Genomic DNA, 20,128 nt, shown 5'->3' on the forward strand with positions numbered 1-20,128 from the left:
GGTGCTTTGGCACCGTCCGTCGGGGTGCCGGTCCGGCTAGCGGCTGGGGTGGGACTTGCTCCAGGCGGGGGCGACGAAGGCCACCAGGGCCACGGCGAAGCCGAGCTGCAGCGCGTGGCGGATCCAGTCGATCCCGCTGGTGTGGGCGACGCCGATCCAGCCGGCGACCGCGTTGCCGAGCCAGGCGCCGGCCGCGCCGAGCAGCATGGTCAGCCACCACGGGATCGACTGCGGCCCGCGCAGGATCAGTTTGGCGAGCAGACCCAGTACGAAGCCGATGAGCAGAATCCACAGGAGCTGGAACATCGCGGTCGACCTTTCCGGGGACGGGGCGCCGGCCGCACAGGGCGCGGCCTCCCCATGATCGCCCCAATCGGCCGAACGGGCATGTCGGGAGCGCACGGGGTACGGCTGACCTGCCCGGACAGGCCGGACGGGTCAGGACGGGCCCGGACGGGTCAGCCCGGGTGGGTCAGGTTGGCGCCGGTGGCCGGGTCGAAGACGTGCAGCCGGTCGGTGTCGATCCACAGCTCCAGCGGCGCGCCCTCGGCGGCCCGGGTGGCGGTGCCGATCCTGGCCACCACCTGCCGCCCGGGCGCCCCGGAGTCCGCCGCCCCGCTGTCCACCGCGAGCTCCTCCAGCCCGCCGGCGGCCGGCACCGCCTCGCCCTCCACCGTGAAGTGGACGAAGACGTCGGAGCCCACCGACTCCACCACCTCGACGCCCACCGTCGCCGTCCGGCCGCGCCGCGGGCGGTCCGCCCCCGGGGGCGCGAGCAGCGCCGCGTCCTCGAAGTCCTCCGGCCGGATGCCGACCACCAGCCGGCGCGGCGCGTCGGCCCGGGCGAGCCGCCGGCGGGCCCGGTCGTCCAACGGCAGGTCGCCGAGGGCGGTGCGCAGCACGTCCTGTTCCAGGGCGGCGTCGAGGAAGTTCATGCCCGGCGAGCCGATGAACCCGGCGACGAACAGGTTGACCGGCTCGTCGTACAGCTGCTGCGGCGAGCCGACCTGTTGGACGACGCCGCCGCGCATCACCACCACCCGGTCGCCGAGCGTCATCGCCTCGACCTGGTCGTGGGTGACGTAGACGGTGGTGGTGCCGAGTCTGCGCTGCAGCCGGGAGATCTGGGTGCGCATCTGGACCCGGAGCTTGGCGTCCAGGTTGGACAGCGGCTCGTCCATCAGGAAGGCCTTGGGGTCGCGGACGATCGCCCGGCCCATCGCGACGCGCTGGCGCTGGCCGCCGGAGAGGTTGGCGGGCTTGCGGTCCAGGTGCTCGGTGAGGTCCAGGATCCGGGCCGCCTCCTCGACCTTGGCCCGGATGACGGACTTCTCGGTCCTGGCGAGCCGCAGCGCGAAGCCCATGTTCTCCCGGACGCTCATGTGCGGGTAGAGCGCGTAGCTCTGGAACACCATGGCGATGTCCCGGTCCTTGGGCGCGCGGTCGTTGACCACCCGGCCGCCGATCCGCAGGGTGCCCGCGGTGATGTCCTCCAGGCCCGCGATCATGTTGAGGGTGGTGGACTTGCCGCAGCCCGAGGGGCCGACCAGGATCACGAACTCGCCGTCCGCGACGGTCAGGTCGATGTCGTGGACGGCGACCGAGCCGTCCGGGTAGCGCTTGGTGATGCCGTCGAGGACGATCTCGGCCACGCTCTGCCTTCCGCTCTGCCCGCCGGGGACGGGCTCCGTCTGTGGACCCGCTGCGCGGGTGTCAGGTCCGCCCTAGCCCTTGACCGCGCCGGCGGTGAGGCCGGCCACGATGCGCCGCTGGAACAGCAGCACGAACACCACGATCGGGACCGTGATCACCACGGCGGCCGCGGCGATCGAACCGGTCGGCTGCTGGAACTGCGAACTGCCGGTGAAGAAGGCGATCGCCGCCGGGACGGTCCGCGCCGCGCTGGTGGAGGTCAGCGAGATGGCGAACAGGAAGTCGTTCCAGCAGAAGATGAAGACCAGGATCCCGGTGGTGAACACGCCCGGCGCCGCCAGCGGCGCGATCACCAGCCGGAACGCCTGCGCGGGGGTGGCGCCGTCCACCTTGGCGGCCTTCTCCAGGTCCCACGGGATCTCCCGGAAGAAGGCCGACAGGGTGTAGATCGCCAGCGGCAGCGAGAAGGTCATGTACGGGATGATCAGGCCGGCCCAGGTGTCGAAGAGGCCGAGCACCCGCTCGATGTTGAACAGCGGTGAGACCAGCGAGATCGGTGGGAACATCGCGATCAGCAGGGACATCCCGATCAGCAGCCGTTTGCCGGGGAAGCGCAGCCGGGCCACCGCGTAGGCGGCCATGGTGCCGAGCACCACGGCGATGGTGGTGGCGATCACCGCGATGCCGATCGAGTTGAGCAGGGCGCGGGTGAACTCGGAGGTCCGGAAGATCCCGCGGTAGTTCTCCAGCGTCCACACGCGGGGGACGAAGTCCCCGTCGGAGAGCGTGCTCGGGTCCTTGAAGGAGAGCGCGGCGATCCACCAGACGGGGAACAGCGCGTACAGCACCACCAGCAGGTTGACCACGGCCCAGCCGCTCGCGGCGCGGGTCTGTCGGGAGGTCATCGTCCCTCCGTTCCGCCACCGGGCGCCGCGGCGCCGAACACCTTGACGAAGACCAGCGCGATGGCCGCCACGCAGAGGAAGATCAGCACCGAGACCGCCGAGCCGATGCCCAGGTTGAGGGCCGTGAACAGGTTGTCGTAGCCGAGGATCGACACCGAGCCGGTGTTGTTGGAACCGCCGGTCAGCACGTAGATGTTGTCGAAGATCCGGAACGCGTCCAGGGTCCGGAACAGCAGGGCGACCAGGATCGCCGGCTTCATCAGCGGCAGGACCACCAGCCGCAGCCGCTGGCCGAAGGTCGCGCCGTCCACCATCGCGGCCCGGACGGTCTCGCCGGGCACCAGCGCCAGGCCGGCCAGCAGCAGGAGGGCCATGAACGGGGTGGTCTTCCACACCTCGGCGAGGATGATCAGCCCGATGGCCTGCCAGTGGTCGGTCAGCGGCGCGCTGCCCTCCGGCAGGAGGGCCGCGAGGTAGCCGGTGCCGGGGGTCCAGGCGTACTGCCAGGAGTAGGCGGCGACGACGGTGACGATGCCGTACGGCACGAGGACGGCGGTGCGCACCAGCCCCCGGCCGAACGCCGCCCGGTGCATCACCAGGGCCAGGGCAAGGCCGAGCACCAGCTCGACCGCGACCGAGACCACCGTGATCAGCACCGTCACCCAGAGCGCCTGCCACCAGAACGGGGAGGACAGCACGGCGGCGTAGTTGCCGAACCAGACGAACCTGGCCTGCTGGGGGAAGCGCAGGTCGTAGCGTTGGAGGGAGAGGTAAACGGCGTAGCCGACCGGGTAGGCCGTCACCGCCGTCATCACCAGCACCGCCGGGGCGCAGAGCAGCCAGCCGAGCCGGCGCTCCTGGCGGGAGCCCGCGGAGAGCGCCTTCGGCGCCGCCTCGACGGCGGGCGGCCTGGCGGCGGGCGGCCCGGTGGCGGGCGGCCTGGTCACGGGATCAACCCCTTCGATCCGAGCGCGTCCCTGAGCTGGCCGCCGAGCGAGGCGACGGTGCTCTCCGGCCGGACGGCCGAGGGTGGGGAGAGCGCGTGCGAGACGGCGATCGAGACGTTCTGGTAGGCGGGCGTCTGCGGCCGGACGGAGGCGGTGTCCAGAGCCGCCAGCACGTCGGCGGCGAAGGGGTAGCTCTCCGTCAGCTCGGCAGTGGTGTACAGACTGCGCAGCGAGGGCGGCAGACCGCCCTTGAGGGCGTTGACCAGCTGGTTGTCGCGGTTGCGCAGGCAGAGCGCGGCCTCCTGGGCGAGCTCGGGGTGGCGGCTGTAGGCGCCGACGGCGAGGTCGATCCCGCCGATCGTGACGGTCGCCGGGCGGTCGGCGGTCACGGCCGGGTAGGGCGCCCAGCGGAAGTGCGGGAGGAGGTCCGGCCGGTTGGCCTTCATGGACGGGTAGACGAAGGGGTAGTTGAGTTCGAAGGCGGCCGTCCCGGACTCCATCGCCAGGCGGTTCTGGTCCTCCATCTGGTTGGCGAGCGAGGGGTCGGCGGCGGGGGAGTGCGCCAGGTCCCTGATCACGCCCGCGGCGGCGACGGCGGGCGCGCCGAGCGAGGGGGCGGTGGCGTCCGGGGTGAGGATCGACCCGCCGGCGCTGGTCACCAGGGTGTTGAACCACACCGTCAGCCCCTCGTACTGGGCGCCCTGGACCTCGACGTAGTGCGGCTTCCCGGCCTTGTCCAGGGCGTCGGCCTGGGCCAGCATCTCGGCCCAGGTGTGCGGCGGCGCGGGCACCAGATCGTCGCGGTACCAAAGGAGTTGGGTGTTGGAGTTGTACGGGGCGGCGTACAGCCGGTCCTTCCAGGTGGCCGTTCGGACGGCGGCCGCCAGGGTGTCGGCGGTGGCCTGCTCGCGCAGCGCGCCCGTCCACTCGCGGATCCAGCCGGCCTCGGCGAACTCGGGGGCCCAGGTGACGTCCAGGCCCATGATGTCCACGCCCGCGTCGTGTGCGGCCAGTCGGCGGACGAGCTGTTGGCGCTGGCCGTCGGCGCTGCGCGGCAGCCGGTCGTAGCGGATCGTGTAGCGGCCGCCGGAGGCCCGGCCGCAGGCGTCGGCGGCCTGCTGGAGGGCGCCGGAGTCGTCGGGGAAGTTGTACCAGTCGAGGGTGGCCGGGCCGGTCGACGCGCCGCCGCTGCCGCAGGCGGTGAGCGCCAGGGCCAGCACCAGCGCCGACACGGCGGGCCGGATGGTCCGGCGCGGGCTTCTGTGGCTCCTCGGCATCTCACTCCTGAACTCGCCGTGATGCGGCCGGATTCGGGGTCCTGAGGCTGGACACGCTAGGGGTTCGCCCGGGTGCGGAGTGTGACCACGGGTGCGACACGCTGGGCCGGGCCCGGGGAGGGTGAGGCCGCGGTCGGTCGGTTCACGGCCACCCGGTCGTCAAGATGTCCATACAGCTTCGGGTCGACGGCCCGTCACCGACCCGCCATCCAACACCCGGGCGCCGTCCATCTGGGCCACGTACACATAACTGGTCTGGGCCACCTCAGCCCCCGCCCAGCGCCCGTGATCAAGGAGCCACCCCCCGATGAGCCCGATGCCCGAACTGTCGCGCCGCACCCTGCTCGGCGGCGCGGCGGCGGCCGCCGTACTGTCCGCCCTTCCGCTCACCGTGCGTGAGGCGCTGGCCGCGCCGGCCCGCCCCGGCAAGCTGGCCGACATCCAGCACGTCGTGGTGTTCATGCAGGAGAACCGCGCGTTCGACCACTACTTCGGCACGCTCCCCGGCGTGCGCGGCTTCGGCGACCGGACGGCGGTGCGCGGGGTCAACGGGCGCTCGGTGTTCCACCAGCCCGACCCGGGCCGCAAGGAGGGCCACCTGCTGCCCTTCCCGATGAACGCCGCGCACACCAACGCCTACCAGCAGGGCGCCCCCGCCTTCGGCTTCGTCGACTCGATGAACGCCTGGAACGACGGCCGCGCCGACGGCTCGGTCACCCGCCGGTCCGGCGGCTGGCTCGGCCAGGGCTACTACGAGCCCGCCGACATGCCCTTCTACCACGCGCTGGCCTCGGTGTTCACGACCTGCGACGCCTACTACGCGTCGGTGCAGTGCAACACCAACACCAACCGCGAGCACCTGATGACCGGGACCAGCGGCGGCACGGTGCGGGACACCCCGGTGACCGACAACACCGAGATCCCCGGCGGCTACGAGTGGACCACCTACGCCGAGCGGCTGCAGAAGGCCGGCGTCAGCTGGAAGACCTACCAGGCGCTGGACAACTTCGACGACAACGCGCTCGCCTGGTTCACCCCCTTCGTCAAGTCCAAGCTGGGTGAGCCGCTCTACGAGCGCGGCATGCGCGCGGTCGGCGACCCGGCGAAGAAGAACGACCCCTTCGCGATGGGCGACGCCCTGGTCGAGGCGTTCACCGCCGACATCCAGGCCGACCAACTGCCGCAGGTCTCCTGGCTGATCGCGCCCGCCGCGCTCTCCGAGCACGCCAACTACGCCCCGCCGAACGGCGAGCACCTGACGGCCCGGCTGCTCGCCGCGCTCGCCGCCAAGCCGGAGGTGTGGGAGAAGACCGTCTTCATCCTCAACTACGACGAGCACGGCGGCTTCTTCGACCACAACCTGCCGCCCGTCCCGCCGCTGGCCGCCGGGCGCGGCAAGTCGACCGTCTCCGTGGACGGCGAGGTCGTGGTCCGGGTCTCCAAGGGCGGCTCCACCTACCACCGGGTGGTGAGCCAGGACGGCAAGTACCGGGTGAAGGCCGCCGACGGCTCGCTCACCTGGTCCGACACCCTGCCCGCGGGCGAGACGGTGGTGTCCGGCCCGTACCCGATGGGCCTGGGCGTGCGCGTCCCGATGGTCGTCGTCTCGCCGTGGACGCGCGGCGGCGTGGTCGACTCCACGGTCTACGACCACACCTCGGTGCTGCGCCTGCTGGAGCAGCGCTTCGGTGTCGAGGAGCCCAACATCAGCCCGTGGCGGCGCGCCGTCACCGGCGACCTCACCAACGTGTTCGACTTCTCCGGCCGCGACCCGGTCTGGCCCCAGCTGCCCGACACCAGCGGCAACCGGCAGAAGGTCGTCGACACCGGCAAGCTGCCCGCGCCCACCGTGCCCAACCCGCAGGTGTTCCCGCAGCAGCAGCGCGGTAGCCGCACCGCCCGGATCAGCCCGTACAACCTGCTGGTCAAGCCGAAGCTGAAGGGCGACGAGCTCACCCTCGACTTCATCAACCAGGGCCGCCAGGGCGCCGTCTTCGCGCTCTACCCGGCCCCCGGGTCGCCGCCGCGGTACTACACGGTGGGCGCCAAGAGCCGGCTCTCCGACGTCTGGAAGGTCGGCCCCGAGGGCTACGACCTGCGGGTGCACGGTCCGAACGGCGCGCTCTGGCACCTGCGCGGCGACGCCGCCTCCGCCTACGAGGTCTCGCTGTCCGAGGAGCAGAACGGCAAGGTGCTGGAGGTGGACGTGATCAACCGCTCGCGCACCGCCCAGACCTTCCTGGTCGGCGACCTCGCCTACGGCGACGGGCTGCGCGAGGTGCGGGTCGCGGCCGGCGACGACCGGACCGTCAACGTGAAGGTCGGGCCGGAGGGCTGGTACGACGTCGCGGTGGGCGTTCGCGGCGAACTCGGCTTCCGCCGCCGGATCGCCGGGCGCTTCCCGTGGGACGGCGAGCACCTGCTGACCGACCCGGCGATGGGCCTGGCCGACCCGCTCGCCCTGGATGTCACGCTCAAGGCCGCCTCCACCACCATCGACGAGGCGATCCTGCTGCCCGGCCGCCCGGCCAGGGTCGCCGCCCGGTTCACCGCGACCGCCGCGCTGACCGCCATCGAGGCCCAGCCGGCCGTGCCGGTCGGCTGGACGGTCACCGCCGTCACCCCGCCGCCCGCCTCGCTCGCCGCCGGTGCCACCGCGACCGCCGAGTGGGAGGTCACCCCGCCCGCCGTGCTGCCGGACGGCGCCACCCACCGGATCCTGGTCACCGCCCGCGCGCTGGCCGGGGACCGGTTCGCCCTCGCCGACGGCGAGATCGCGGCCCGCACCGCCCCGGTGATGGCCGGTCACCTGCTCGGCGAGGACTTCGAGTCGCTGGCCGGCGCGCTGCAGCCGCTCGGCGGCGTCCTCGGCTGGACGCCGCAGGCCCCGCAGGGCTGGTCGGTGGTCAACGCCCCCGGCATGCCGCAGGGCACCGTCCGCCTCCAGGGGTGGACCTTCCACACCAAGCGCGCCTGGTCCACCCCGGCCGGGCAGGACCGCGGGAACTTCACCCGGGGCCTGGGCATCCTCGCGGTCGCCGACCCGGACGACTGGGACGACACCGGCGCGCCGTCGGGCAAGGGCAAGTTCGACTCCACGCTGGTCTCGCCCGCCGTCCAGATCCCGGCCGGCACGGCCACCCTGCACCTCGGCTTCGACTCCCACTACCGCCAGGAGGCCCCGCAGAAGGCGGCCGTCACCGCCGTGTTCGACAACGGCACCGAGACCCGCCTCGTCTACTACAGCAGCGACGCCACCGGCAACGACAACGCCGGCAAGGACGTCCAGAACACCTTCGTCACCAGGCAGTTCGCCGTCCCGGCGGGCGCCCGCTCGGTGACGCTGAAGTTCCGGATGTTCGACGCGGGCAACAACTGGTTCTGGGCGGTCGACCACGTCCGCCTGGACGTGCGGCCCATCACCGGCTGAGCCCGGTAGCCGGTAGGGCGTGTTTGCAAAGTCGCGTCGGATCCGGCGGGACTTTGCAAACACGCCCGAGCCGCTCCGCCGGGGCCCGTCAACGGGTTGGGGCCCGGCGGAGGGCCCCGGCTCTCCCCGCCGCGCCCCGACCATGATGTGATCTCCTGTCAGTAATGATCATCTGATGGTCGGGGCGGCCGGGAGGCCGGGCAGGGGAGTGCGGGGATGCTGGCGGAGTTCGAACGGGCGGCACAGCGTGACGGGCTGGTGCTGGACGAGGGGCAGCGGGCGGTGGCGGCCAGGCTGGCGGAGCTGGGCGAGGCCCTGGCCGCGGCCGGGGAGCCGGGCCGGCGGCGGTGGTTCGGCCGGGCACAGGCCGAGCCGGTGCGCGGGGTCTACCTGTGGGGGTCGGTCGGGCGCGGAAAGAGCTGGCTGGCCGACACGCTGTTCGACGCCGTACCCGTGGAGGGCAAGCGGCGGCTGCACTTCCACGACTTCTTCCGGCAGTTCCACGCCGCCTACGCGCGGCACCGGCACGAGCCGGGCGCGGGCGAACTCGCCGTCGCGGAGCTGCTGGGGGAGAGCCGGTTCCTCTACTTCGACGAGTTCCACGTGCACGACGCGGGGGACGCGATGCTGATGGGCCGCGTCGTCGAGGCCCTGCTGGCGCGCGGGACGGCGCTGCTGGCCACCTCCAACTACCCGCCGGCCGGCCTGCTGCCCAACCCCGTCTTCCATCCGATGTTCGAGCCGACCATCGCGCTGCTGGAACGCTCGCTGGACATCGTCGAGCTGACCGGCGGCCGCGACTACCGGGCCACGCGGGACCACCGGGCGGCGCGCTCCGGCTTCGCGGCCGGCCGCTACCTCTGGCCGGGTGACGAGCGGCAGCTCGCCGAGGAGGGGCTGCGCCCGCCGACCGCGGCCGAGCGGCGGAGCGTCCCGGTCGGCCACGGCGGGGTCGAGGCACTGGCGGTTCGTGAGGAACTGCTCTGGTTCGATTTCGCGGCCCTCTGCGACCGGCCGAACTCGACCATCGACTACCTGACCCTGACCGACGGCGGCCGGCCGTGGGTGGTCTCCGGGCTGCCCCGCCTCGCGGACGCGGGCCGCGACGCCGCCCAGCGCTTCGCCAACCTGGTCGACGTGCTCTGCGACCGGGGGGTGCGGCTCACGCTCGTCGGCGCGGCGCCGCTGGCCGAGGTGCTCGCGGGCGACGGGCTGCCGCCGGACGTGAACCGTACGGCCAGCCGGCTGTCGCTGCTCACCCAGGACGCGGCCCCGGCACCCCGGCACTGAACCGGCGCCGGGGCTGAACCCTCGCCTGGGCCGAACCCTTGCCGGGGCCGACCGCTTTCCGGGGCCGACCGCTTTCCGGCCCCGGGCGCGGACGCCCGGGGCCGGGCTCGGCAAGGGGGAGATTCGCGCCGGGCGGCCGGTCGATCGGGCCGGAAACCCCCTGTGCGCTGACGATCCGTCACGGAAGGATGGCGCATCGGCGCGGACATGCCGCGCCGGTGAGAGGAGCTGATCCCGTGACCCGTCTTCGGAACGTGGCCCTGACCCTCGGCTGTACCGCCGCAGCCCTGACCCTGTCGATGACGACCGCGCACGCGGCGCCGGGCGACACGGTCGCGATCTGCGCGAACTCGCTCACCCCGAGCGGCTGGGCCGACGTCCAGTGGTGGAACGACTACAGCTGCGGCTCCGGCACCTTCAACCCGAACATGAAGCGGATGATGCAGCTGACCGGCTACCCGGTCGGCACGGTCGTCAACGTCTGCGCCTCCTCGCTGCCGCCCGCCGGATGGCAGGAGGTCAGCGCCTTCTACAGCTCCGGCTGCCGCTACTCCGCGGTGCCCAGCTTCAACAACAACTCCTGGCAGATCAAGCGCGTCTACTGACGGCTGCTCAGCAGTTGAGCAGTTGAGCAGTTGAGCAGTTGAGCAGCTGGGCCGGTCAGTCCTGTTCCGGGTCGTCCCGGAGGTCCGCCACCGCCTCCCGCACCGCCGGATCCGGATCCCCGGCGAGGGTGTCGAGAAGCGCGGCCGCCCCCGGGGTCGACCACCGGGCGACGGCCCACACCAACTCCCTGCGCACGGTGGCGTCCGGGTGGCCGGCCAGCCGGGCCAGTGCGTCCACCGGCCCCCGGCGGCGGCGGGCGAACCACTGCAGCGCGTCGACGAGGGCGGCCGGATCGCCCGGATCGCCCGCCGCGGCGATCCGGGCGAGCAGCACCGGGACCGGGGGCGGCGGCCCGTCCAGCGGATGCGGATGGCGCTCGCGCAGCCGCCGCCCGCCGTACTCGCCGCGGATCCGGCATCCGGCGCAGGTGCAGGGGCGGGTGCCGTGCACGTCCGGGCGGTAGCGCCAGCCCGCCACCTGCGGAGCGCTGCGGATCCGGTGCACCTCCCGGGCCGCGACGGCCCGCGGCACGAACACCTCCCAGCCGCGCGGGTCGTCCAGCGCGCCCACCAGCCGGACGGCCTCGGCGGCCCGGACCCGTTGCTGCCGCAGCAGCGCGCGGTCCCGGTAGTGGCCGACCAGCACCGGCTGCTCGTCGTCGAGCCGGACGTGCACCGCGACCAGCCCGCCCCGGGTACCGAACCGGGCCAGCTCGCGCAGCCACTGATGGGTCAACTGGTAGGAGGGCAGCACCGGGAAGCAGTAGACCCCGCGGGCATCGCCCTGCCCCCGGCTGTCCGCCCGGATTCCGCTCCGGCGGATGCGTGCCGAGCCGCCCGAGGAGGTCAGGTGTACGAACATCGCCATGGGTCGGCATGCTAGTGCCGCGTCAGGCAACCTTCGCCCCGTCGCGACGCCCGGCACGCACTCTCGCCGCACCGGCCGAAAGCCCAAGTACGTCCAGTACGAGGGCTTCCGGCCGGCACGCCGATAGCACGCACCGGACGCCGCTCCTTGACGGGCAAAAGTTGCCTGACGCGGCACTAGCCGGGCCCGGTACCTCCCGGTCGCGCCGGACCCGCCCCGCCGGCCGCCGGGGCACGGGTGACACCTGTCCGTACCTGCCCGCCGGCCGCCGGGGCACGGGAGGACCAGTCCGACCCGGGCGTGGCTCCGAAGTGCCGGTGCCACCGACCCGGGAGACTCCACCCATGCACCCGCCACTGCTGCGCCTGACCGGCGCCGCCACCGCCGTCTACGGCCTCGCCGTCACCCGGTACCCCGCCCTGCTGGCCGGGCCCTCCGGGCTCACCGCCCCCGACGGCTCGCTGCCCGCACCGATCGCCGCCTGCCTGCGCCCGCTCGCCTTCCGGGACGCCGCCTGCGGTCTGGCCATGCTCCTCGCGCCCGACGAGTCCGCGCTGCGGGCGGCGACGGTGCTGCGGATCGCCGCCGACCTCGGGGACGCCGCCCTGCTGGCCACCGCGCTGCCCGAGCGCCGACACCGCGTCATGGCGGTGTCGGTCTCCGTCGGGTGGGGCGCCCTCTCGGTCGCCGGGCTGCTCCTCGGGCGCGGGCGGCCGAACCGCCGGGCGGGCGGACTGACGGACTGACGGGCTGAGACACGGGCGGGCCGGCGGCCGGACACCGCCGGGCCGCCGTGCGTCCGGCTGCTCCCCGGCCGCGTCCGGGCGGCGGTCGCGGCGGACGGCTCGCCCGGTACCTCCCTCACGGGATCTCTCAATCATTGAGAGATATGATCCGGCTGTCCGCCACCCGCCCCGCTACGAAGGGCGCTCCACGATGCTCACCGGCAGCCCCACCGCCCGGCGCCGCACCAGGTTGCTGATCCCGCTCGCCCTGCTGGTCGTCTGGCTCGGCCTCGGCGGCGCCTTCGGCTCGTACGCGGGCAAGCTCTCCCAGGTCTCCACCAACGACCGGGCCGCCTTCCTGCCGCGCAGCGCCGAGTCCACCGAGGTCGCCCGGCTCGGCGCGGGCTTCCAGACGGCCGCCGCGCTGCCGGTGATCGTGGTCTGGGAGAGCCGCGACGGAGCCGTCGGCCCCGGGCAACGCGCCGCCGCCGAACGGGCACTGCGCGCGGCCGCCGGCGTCCCGGGCGCCACCGGACAGGTGTCACCCGTCGTGCCCGCCGAGGACGGGCGGGCCCTGCAGGGCGTCGTCCAGCTCCGTTCCGACCTCGGCCACGGCGTGGGCGACAGCATCCGCGACATCCGGGAGCTGGCGCAGCAGGTACCGGACACCACGGTGGGCCTGACCGGGCCGGCCGCGATCGGGGCCGACCTCGGCAGTGCCTTCGCCGGGATCGACGGGCTGCTGCTCGGGGTCGCCCTCGGCGTGGTGCTGCTGATCCTGCTCGCCGTCTACCGGGCGGTGCTGCTGCCGCTGCTGGTGATCCTCGGCGCGGTGTTCGCCCTCGGGATCGCCTGCGCGCTGGTGTACGTGCTGGCCGACCACGGCGCGGTCCGGGTGGACGGGCAGGTGCAGGGACTGCTGTCGATCCTGGTGATCGGCGCGGCCACCGACTACGGGCTGCTGCTCTCGGCCCGCTTCCGCGAGGAGCTGCACCTGCACGGCGACCGCTACGCGGCGATGCGCACCGCCTGGCGGCAGTCCGTCGAGCCGATCGCCGCCTCCGGGACGACGGTCGCCCTCGGCCTGCTCGTGCTGCTGCTCTCCGACCTGACCAACAACCGGGCGCTCGGGCCGGTCGGCGCGATCGGGATCGGCTGCGCGGTGCTCTCCGCGCTCACCTTCCTGCCCGCCGCGCTGGTGCTGCTCGGCCGGGCCGCGTACTGGCCGGCCCGGCCCGCCGCCGACGGCCGGGCACCGGTGCACGGCGTGTGGCGGCGGGTCGCCGCACTCGTCGGCCGGCGCCCCCGCGCGACCTGGGCGGCGAGTCTCGCGGTGCTCGCCGCCATGGCGGCCTTCGCACCCACCCTGGACTCCGGCGGGGTGCCGCAGACCGAGCTGTTCATCAAGGAGCAGCCCTCGATCGTCGGCCAGCGACTGCTGTCCGCGCACTTCCCGGGAGGTTCCGGGAACCCGGCCGTGGTGATCGCCTCGGCCGGGCACGCCGAGGCCGTCGCGGCGGCCGCCGCCGTCCCCGGGGTCGCGGGCGTCCGCCCGTACACCGGCGGCGCGCCCGGCGGACCGCCGAAGGTGGTGGACGGGCGGATCCGGCTGGACGCCACGCTCGCCGACCCGGCCGACAGCGACGCGGCCGTCGCCACCGTGCGGCGCCTGCGGGCGGCGGTGCACACCGTGCCGGGGGCGGCCGCGCTGGTCGGCGGGTACACCGCGCAGCAGGACGACACCCGGTTCACCGCGGAGCGCGACCGGGCGCTGATCGCGCCCGTCGTGCTGATCTGCATCCTCGCCGTGCTGGTCCTGCTGCTGCGCTCGCTGCTCGCCCCGGTCCTGCTGGTGGCGACGGTGGCGCTCTCGTACCTGGCCACGATCGGGGTCAGCGCACTGGTCTTCCCGCACGTGTTCGGATTCAGCGCCACCGACCCCTCGGTCCCGCTGTACGGGTTCGTGTTCCTGGTGGCGCTCGGGGTGGACTACAACATCTTCCTGATGACGCGGGTGCGCGAGGAGTCGCGGCGGGTCGGCACCCGGGAGGGCGTGCTGCGCGGGCTGACCGCGACCGGCGGGGTGATCACCTCGGCCGGGGTGGTGCTCGCCGCGACCTTCGCCGCGCTCGGGGTGATCCCGCTGGCGTTCCTCGCCCAGATCGCCTTCATCGTCGCCTTCGGCGTCCTGCTGGACACCCTGCTGGTGCGTTCGCTGCTGGTGCCGGCGCTGGTCCGCGACCTGGGCGACCGGGTCTGGTGGCCCGCCCGGCCGCACCCGGTGACGGTGCGGCCGCCTGTCCCCGAGCCGGTGGGCGATCATGTCTGAGCCGCCGCCCCGGTTAGGCTGAACGGGTAACAGCGCCGTACGCGACCGGAGAAGGTGACCTTGTCGGAGCAGGAGCCGCACCCGACCCCGACCGCTCCGGCCCCGTCCACGCCGAGCCCGTCCACGCCGAGCCCGTCCACGCCGGGGCCGCCCGGGACCCCGGCGCTCGGCCGACTCCTGCAGGGCCTGGCCTCCGAGATGAACCTGCTCGGCCACGGCTTCGCCGCCGCCAGCGGGCTGCACGCCACCGATGTCCAGGCGCTGCTCGCCGTGATGCGGGCCGCGCCGGGTGGGCCCGGCGACCCGGGCGGGATCACCCCGGGCCGGCTGCGGGAGGAGCTCGCCCTCACCTCGGGGGCGGTCACCGCGGTGCTGGACCGGCTGGAGCGCGCCGGACACATCCGGCGCAGCCGGGACGCGGTGGACCGGCGCCAGGTGCTGGTGCACTACCAGCCGGGGGCCGGCCGGATGGCCGCGCAGTGGTTCGCGCCGGTGGCGCATCGCACCGAGGCGGTCCGCGGCGAGTTCACCGTGGCCGAGCTGGACGCGGTGGCGCGCTTCCTCGGGCGGATGACCGGCGAGCTGGAGGACCTGCGCCGCTCGCGCTGAACGCGGGCGGCTCGCTGGCTCGCTGCCTCGGGCCGACTCGTTGCCCCAAGCTGAGCCGGGCTGCACCGGGCCGGGCTGCACCGGGCCGGGCCGGGCCGGCCGGGCCGGGGTACCGGTTCCCGGCACGGCGGCTGCTCAGCGCATCGGCGAGATCCTGCTGCCGCCGTCGAGTACCGCCTCCACGGTGACGGTCGCGCGGGCCGGGCGCTCCACGGCGAGGGTGCGGTCCGGGGTGGGGCGGTCGGCCGACCAGTCCGGGCCCTTGACGGCGATCCTGGTCACCCGGCGGCTGCCGGCGGCGAGCAGGAACTCCGTGCCCTGCGGGGAGCGCCACCACGTCCACCCGACGGTGTCCTGCTCGAACCGGCTGCACGCCCGGCCCGGTCCGCCGCCGGTGCGCTGTGGGCTCCGGGCACCTGGCAGCAGCACCGTCCCCGCGGCGCTGCCCTCGCCGTTCCAGCGGTCGGCGCGCAGGCAGACCCAGGACGCCGCGCCCGCGTTCTGCGGTAGCTGCTGCACCGCGAAGGCCCACAGGTTGAGCTGCTTGACGCCCGGGGTGCCGTCCGGCACCGTGCAGCCGCTGCGGGCCCAGGCCTGCAGCGCGTCCGGCCCGACCGCCTCGCGGGGCTCGCGCGCCGGCTGGGTGCGGTCCGGCGGCGGGGTGTAGGTGAGGTGGGCGGGGACGAGGCCGCCGAGGTCGGCCAGCAGGAAGGCGTGCTTCTCGGCGACGACGGGGGAGGAGCGCAGCTGGAGCACGGTCGCGCCCTGGCAGTCCGCGAGGGCGCCGACGGGTGCGGAGGCCGTGACGCCCTCGGCGCGGTCCAGCGGCTTGGCTGGCGCGTCCGGCTGGTCGATCCGCCGGGTCTCGGAGCCCTCGACCCACGGCGCGAGCAGGTAGCGGGCGGCCGTGCCCTGACGGCGCAGCACCACCGCGGCCGCCGTGGTGACGTCGGAGTCGTCGGCCCGGGCGAGGTCCAGCCCGCCGCCGCGCCCGTCCGTCCACCGGGCGAGCCGCTGCCCGTCGTACAGCACCACCACGGCCGTGCCGTCGACCGTCCCCGCGAACAGCAGCTGCGGCGGCCCGGCGGGCGGCGCGGTGCCCGCCCCGGGCTCGGCCCGGGTCTGCGGACCGGCCTGGGTCCACGCCCCGACGGCCCGGCCGAGCAGTGCGGTGTCCGTGCGGCGGTCGCCCCGGGCGGGCCAGGCGGCGAAGCCGAGCCGGGCCGTGTGCTGCCACTGGTCGGCGGCCACCCGGACCAGCCCCGCCGGATCCGGAGCCGTACCGGACGGCGGGACGGGGAGCGGGTGGGCGGTTCCGGGGGCGGGGGCGCCGCCGTCCGCGCCGGCCAGCACGGCGGCCGTGGTGGTGAGCGCCAGCGCGGCGACGGCGAGCGAGGCGCCGACGGTGCGGCGGCGGCGCAGCAGGTCGGTCGGCTGGACGCGCACCGCGCAGGGGTCGAAGGCGGGGAGCGCCGGGTCCGGGCCGGCGGACAGCTGCGCGGCCTCGTCCACCCACTGGTCGGGGTACGCCACCCCGGCCTGCTGCAGCACCTCGGCGGCCCGGCCCGGCGGCAGCCGCTCGACCGCCAGCAGGGCGAAGGCGGCCCGGCCGGGCGGGTCCAGCGCGGCCAGCGCCCGGTCCAGGGCCGCGTCCTCCTCACCGCCGCCGGGGGTGAACAGACGCAGTCCCCAGACCCGCGGCGCGAGCAGCCGGTGGACCGGCCGCGGCCGTAGCGCGGCGCGCAGCACCCGCAGCCGCAGCGCCGCGTACACCGGGTCCTCCTCGGGCTCGGGCGGCCTCTCCGTCCCGGGCCCGTCCGCCCGGAGTCCGTCCGTCCCGGACCGGTCCGTCCGGAGGCCGTCCGCCCGGGTCCAGCGGGACGGCAGGGAGCGCTGGACCACCGCGTGCGCGGCCAGCACCCGGCTGTGGCGGTCCCGGTCGGCGGGCAGTGCCAGGTAGGCCAGCCGGACCAGTCGGCGGTAGTGGCGGACCAGTGCCGCCTCGGCCCGCGCCACCGGACGCGCGGCCTCGGCGCGCTGCGGTGATCCGCCGCCGGTCTGTCGCGCCAACGGGACCTCCCCTGATCCGTGAGTTGAGTGATGTCCGTGCGTTGAGTGATGGCGGACAGTCCAACGAGTCGATCATGTGATGGTTGCGCCGTCCGGGGAGAGTGACGGGGACGGGGGGTCGGCCAGGGCGCGCTCGGTGATCCGGCGGGCCATCCCGCCGAAGACGACGGCGTGGAACGGCGCGACCGACCACCAGTACGCGTGTCCGGCCAGCCCGTGCGGGTGGAACAGCGCCCGCTGCCGGTAGCGGGCGCCGCCGCGACCGTCGGGCGCGACCGACAGCTCCAGCCAGGCCAGGCCCGGCAGCCGCATCTCGGCGCGCAGCCGCAGCAGTCGGCCCGGCTCGATCTCCTCCACCCGCCAGAAGTCCAGCGAGTCACCGACCCGCAGCCGCTCCGGATCCCGTCTGCCCCGGCGCAGGCCGACACCGCCCGCCGCCCGGTCCAGCCAGCCGCGCAGCGCCCAGGCCAGCGGGAAGGAGTACCAGCCGTGCTCGCCGCCGATGCCCTCCACCACCCGCCAGAGCCGCGCCGGGTCGGTGCCCACCGCCCGCTCGCGGACGTCCTGGTAAAGGCTGCCGCCGGCCCAGTCAGGGTCGGTGGGCAGCGGGTCGCTCGGCGCGCCCGGCAGTGAGGCGGAGGACCAGCGGGTCGCCACCTCGGCGTCCCGGATCCGGCGCAGCGCCAGCCGCACCGCCTCGTCGAAGCCGGTCGGTCCGCCCGGCGGGTCGGGCACGTAGCGGGCGATGTCGTGCTCGGCGCAGACCACCTCGTGCCGCAGCGACTCCACCAGCGGCCGGGCGAGCGCGTTCGGGACGGGTGTCACCAGGCCCACCCAGTGGCTGGAGAGCCGCGGGGTGAGCACCGGCACCGGGACGATCAGCCGGTGCGGCAGCTCGGCGACGGCGGCGTAGCGCTCCATCATGTCCCGGTACGTCAGCACCTCCGGCCCGCCGATGTCGAAGATCCGGTTCACCTCCGGCGGCAGCGACAGGGCCCCGGTGAGGTAGCGCAGCACGTCGCGGACGGCGATCGGCTGGATCCGGGTGCCGACCCAGTTCGGCGTGACCATCACCGGCAGCCGCTCGGTCAGGTACCGGAGCATCTCGAAGGAGGCCGAACCCGATCCGATGATCACCGCGGCGCGCAGCTCGGCGGTCGGCACCCCGCTGTCGCGCAGCACCCGGCCGACCTCGGCGCGCGAGCGCAGGTGCGGCGACAGCTCCTGCTCCGGGACCCCGGCCGGGGTGAGGCCGCCCAGGTAGACGATCCGGCGGACCCCGGCCCGGGCCGCCGCCTCGCCGAACGCCCGCGCGGCCGCCCGGTCGGTGGCCTCGAAGTCACGCCCGGTGCCGAGCGAGTGCACCAGGTAGTAGGCGGCGTCGATCCCCGCGAAGGCCCCGGTGAGGGTGTCCGGCCGGGTGACGTCCCCGGCGGCGGCCTCCACCCGGGCCCGCCACGGGTGGTCCCGCAGCCGCCCGGGGTCGCGGGCCAGACAGCGCACGGTGTGTCCGGCGGCCAGCAGCTCCGGGACGAGGCGGCCGCCTAGGTAGCCGGTGGCGCCGGTGACCAGGCAGTTCAGGGCGGCGGCGGGGGTGTTCGGGCTGTCCATGGCCTCTCCAGGGGCGCGTCAAGGCTGGTCGGGTGGGCGGCCGCGCCCGGTCGGCCCGCCGACCCTCTCGCAGGATGCCGGGTGGGCGGCCGCGGTGCACCTCGGCCCGGCGCCCCCCGCGGTGGAGGCGCCGCCTGTGCGAGGCTGCGCCCGGCGGTGCGCGGAAACAGTCCGGACGCCGGCCAATCCGCCGCGGCGCCGGCTCCGAACACCCGGTGCCCACGCCCGTACGACTCCCCGGTGCACACCGTTCGCCCGGGGCGCTGGAGGACCGCATGCCGACGAACCGCCCGCCCGGAAGGCGGCCCGCCCGTTCCCGCCGCCGGGCCCGCGCCCTCCGCCACCGGGGGGCGGCGGCATGAGCGGCGTGGTGCACCTGGCCGCGCCGCAGCGCCGCGGACCGGACCTCAAGGAGCTGGTCGCCAGGACGGCGTTCGGCGACCAGGACGCGTTCGCGGCCCTGTACGACGCCGTGGCCGGCCAGGTGCTGGGGCTGATCCGCCGGGTGCTGCGCGATCCGGCGCAGTCCGAGGAGGTCGCCCAGGAGGTGATGCTGGAGGTCTGGCGCACCGCCGCCCGCTACCAGCCGGACCGCGGCGAGGTGACGGCCTGGGTGCTGACGATGGCGCACCGCCGGGCGGTGGACCGCGTCCGGGCCGCACAGGCCGCGGCCGACCGGGACCAGCGGGCCGCCGCCAAGGCGCACACGCCGGTCTTCGACGAGGTCGCCGAACAGGTCGAGGGCCGGCTGGAGCGGGAGCAGGTCAGGAGGTGCCTGCGGACGCTCACCGAGCTCCAGCGCGAGTCCGTCACCCTCGCGTACTACCGCGGTTTCTCCTACCGCGAGGTGGCCGACCTGCTCGCCACCCCGCTCGGCACCGTCAAGACCCGGATGCGGGACGGCCTCATCCGCCTGCGCGACTGCCTGGGAGTGGCGTCATGACCATCGCGCCCGATCTGCACACGCTGACCGGGGCCTATGCCGCCCACGCGCTGCCCGCGCCCGAGCGGGAGGCCTTCGAGCGCCACCTCGCCCAGTGCGGGGCCTGCGCCCAGGAAGTGGCGGAGTTCGCCGCGACGCTGGCCCGGCTCGGCGCCGCCGAGGCCGTCACCCCGCCCGCGGAACTCAGGGCCCGGGTGATGACCGGCATCGGGTCCGTGCGGCAGCTCGCCCCGAGCGGCCCGGCCCCGGACGGCACCGCGCCCATCGGGCGGACCGGGCGGCGCGGCCGACTGCTGCGCCGGTGGCCCGGGCTCGCCCTGGCGGCCTCCGTCGCACTCGCCGCCGCGCTCGGCGGCCTCGCCGTGCAGCAGCACGACCAGGCCCGGCAGGCGCGGTCGCAGGCGGCCCGGCTGCAGGAGCAGCAGGCGGGGCTCGGCGCGTTGATCACCGCCCCCGACGTCCGGACGGCCACCGCGGCCTCCGGCACCGGCGTGGGCGCGGTGATCTGGTCGGAGAGCCGGGACCAGGCCGGGTTCCTGGCCACCGGGATGCCCGCGCTCGCCGCCGGCCGGACCTACCAGATCTGGTTCGACGACGCGGGCACCATGCGGCCGGCCGGGCTGCTGCCCGGCGGAGACGGCTCCCTCCTGCTGCAGGGCCGGATCGACGGCGCCGCGGGCGTCGGGGTCACCGTCGAACCGGCCGGCGGCTCGCCGCACCCGACCGGCCGACCGGTCATGCTCCTGCCGTTCGGCTGACGGCACACCCCCGGCGGCGGCACGGCGGCGGCAAGGCGAGGCGGCTGCGAAGCCCGGTGGCGGTGCGGCCCGGTGGCGGCCGCCCGCCGGTCCCCGCCGCCGACCGGC

The 20,128-nt window shown here is 75.0% G+C and carries 16 protein-coding genes; 8 read left to right on the forward strand and 8 right to left on the reverse strand.

Features of this window, described 5'->3' with window-relative positions:
- Positions 1–36: 36 nt before the first annotated feature.
- From ACFVVX_RS13785 to ACFVVX_RS13805, 5 genes are all read right to left on the reverse strand, one after another.
- Positions 37–306: a GlsB/YeaQ/YmgE family stress response membrane protein gene (locus tag ACFVVX_RS13785; RefSeq protein WP_387944922.1), complete on the reverse strand. Its 270-nt coding sequence runs from the start codon at positions 304–306 to the stop codon at positions 37–39.
- A gap of 152 nt (positions 307–458) precedes the next feature.
- Positions 459–1,652, reverse strand: coding sequence for an ABC transporter ATP-binding protein (locus ACFVVX_RS13790; protein WP_387944924.1), 1,194 nt, complete (start codon positions 1,650–1,652; stop codon positions 459–461).
- A gap of 72 nt (positions 1,653–1,724) precedes the next feature.
- Positions 1,725–2,558 carry a carbohydrate ABC transporter permease gene (locus ACFVVX_RS13795; protein ID WP_387944926.1) on the reverse strand — a complete coding sequence of 278 codons (834 nt, stop codon included), beginning with the start codon at positions 2,556–2,558 and terminating at the stop codon, positions 1,725–1,727.
- Entirely contained in the window at positions 2,555–3,505 is a 951-nt protein-coding gene (locus tag ACFVVX_RS13800) for a carbohydrate ABC transporter permease (RefSeq protein ID WP_387944928.1), read from the reverse strand. Before ACFVVX_RS13800 ends, ACFVVX_RS13795 begins: the two co-directional genes overlap by 4 nt.
- Positions 3,502–4,782, reverse strand: a complete 1,281-nt coding sequence (locus ACFVVX_RS13805) for an ABC transporter substrate-binding protein (RefSeq protein WP_387944930.1) — start codon at positions 4,780–4,782, stop codon at positions 3,502–3,504. Before ACFVVX_RS13805 ends, ACFVVX_RS13800 begins: the two co-directional genes overlap by 4 nt.
- 307 nt (positions 4,783–5,089) lie before the next feature.
- Here ACFVVX_RS13805 and ACFVVX_RS13810 point away from each other — a divergent pair, with 307 nt between their 5' ends.
- The 3 genes from ACFVVX_RS13810 (at position 5,090) to ACFVVX_RS13820 (ending at position 10,107) form a co-directional block, all read left to right on the forward strand.
- A complete protein-coding gene (locus ACFVVX_RS13810) occupies positions 5,090–8,212 on the forward strand; it encodes a phosphocholine-specific phospholipase C (RefSeq protein WP_387944932.1) in 3,123 nt (1,040 codons plus the stop codon).
- Positions 8,213–8,428: 216 nt separating this feature from the next.
- Complete coding sequence (zapE, locus tag ACFVVX_RS13815; protein ID WP_387944934.1) at positions 8,429–9,502, forward strand: cell division protein ZapE; 1,074 nt, start codon at positions 8,429–8,431, stop codon at positions 9,500–9,502.
- 236 nt (positions 9,503–9,738) lie between these two features.
- Entirely contained in the window at positions 9,739–10,107 is a 369-nt protein-coding gene (locus ACFVVX_RS13820; protein WP_387944936.1) for a hypothetical protein, read from the forward strand.
- A gap of 55 nt (positions 10,108–10,162) precedes the next feature.
- Here the strand turns inward: ACFVVX_RS13820 and ACFVVX_RS13825 are convergent, their stop codons facing one another.
- Entirely contained in the window at positions 10,163–10,975 is an 813-nt protein-coding gene (locus ACFVVX_RS13825) for a HEAT repeat domain-containing protein (protein WP_387944938.1), read from the reverse strand.
- Between the two features lie 344 nt (positions 10,976–11,319).
- On the opposite strand from ACFVVX_RS13825, the gene ACFVVX_RS13830 reads away from it, so the two are divergent.
- The 3 genes from ACFVVX_RS13830 to ACFVVX_RS13840 all read left to right on the forward strand — a co-directional run bounded on the left by ACFVVX_RS13830 (position 11,320) and on the right by ACFVVX_RS13840 (position 14,638).
- Positions 11,320–11,721 carry a hypothetical protein gene (locus tag ACFVVX_RS13830; protein ID WP_387944940.1) on the forward strand — a complete coding sequence of 134 codons (402 nt, stop codon included), beginning with the start codon at positions 11,320–11,322 and terminating at the stop codon, positions 11,719–11,721.
- A gap of 190 nt (positions 11,722–11,911) precedes the next feature.
- Positions 11,912–14,029 carry an MMPL family transporter gene (locus tag ACFVVX_RS13835; protein ID WP_387944942.1) on the forward strand — a complete coding sequence of 706 codons (2,118 nt, stop codon included), beginning with the start codon at positions 11,912–11,914 and terminating at the stop codon, positions 14,027–14,029.
- A gap of 60 nt (positions 14,030–14,089) precedes the next feature.
- Entirely contained in the window at positions 14,090–14,638 is a 549-nt protein-coding gene (locus ACFVVX_RS13840; RefSeq protein WP_387944944.1) for a MarR family winged helix-turn-helix transcriptional regulator, read from the forward strand.
- A gap of 135 nt (positions 14,639–14,773) precedes the next feature.
- On the opposite strand, the gene ACFVVX_RS13845 is transcribed toward ACFVVX_RS13840, so the two are convergent.
- Positions 14,774–16,708, reverse strand: coding sequence for a hypothetical protein (locus tag ACFVVX_RS13845; protein ID WP_387944946.1), 1,935 nt, complete (start codon positions 16,706–16,708; stop codon positions 14,774–14,776).
- Between the two features lie 72 nt (positions 16,709–16,780).
- Entirely contained in the window at positions 16,781–18,319 is a 1,539-nt protein-coding gene (locus ACFVVX_RS13850) for an SDR family oxidoreductase (RefSeq protein WP_387944948.1), read from the reverse strand.
- A gap of 358 nt (positions 18,320–18,677) precedes the next feature.
- Here ACFVVX_RS13850 and sigK point away from each other — a divergent pair, with 358 nt between their 5' ends.
- A complete protein-coding gene (gene sigK / locus ACFVVX_RS13855) occupies positions 18,678–19,262 on the forward strand; it encodes an ECF RNA polymerase sigma factor SigK (protein WP_387944950.1) in 585 nt (194 codons plus the stop codon).
- The gene (locus ACFVVX_RS13860) at positions 19,259–20,020 is read left to right on the forward strand and encodes an anti-sigma factor domain-containing protein (protein ID WP_387944952.1); all 762 of its coding nucleotides are present in this window, start codon (positions 19,259–19,261) and stop codon (positions 20,018–20,020) included. Before sigK ends, ACFVVX_RS13860 begins: the two co-directional genes overlap by 4 nt.
- Positions 20,021–20,128 lie beyond the last annotated feature (108 nt).

It is taken from the genome of Kitasatospora sp. NPDC058170, assembly GCF_042883905.1.
Classification (GTDB): Bacteria; Actinomycetota; Actinomycetes; order Streptomycetales; family Streptomycetaceae; genus Kitasatospora.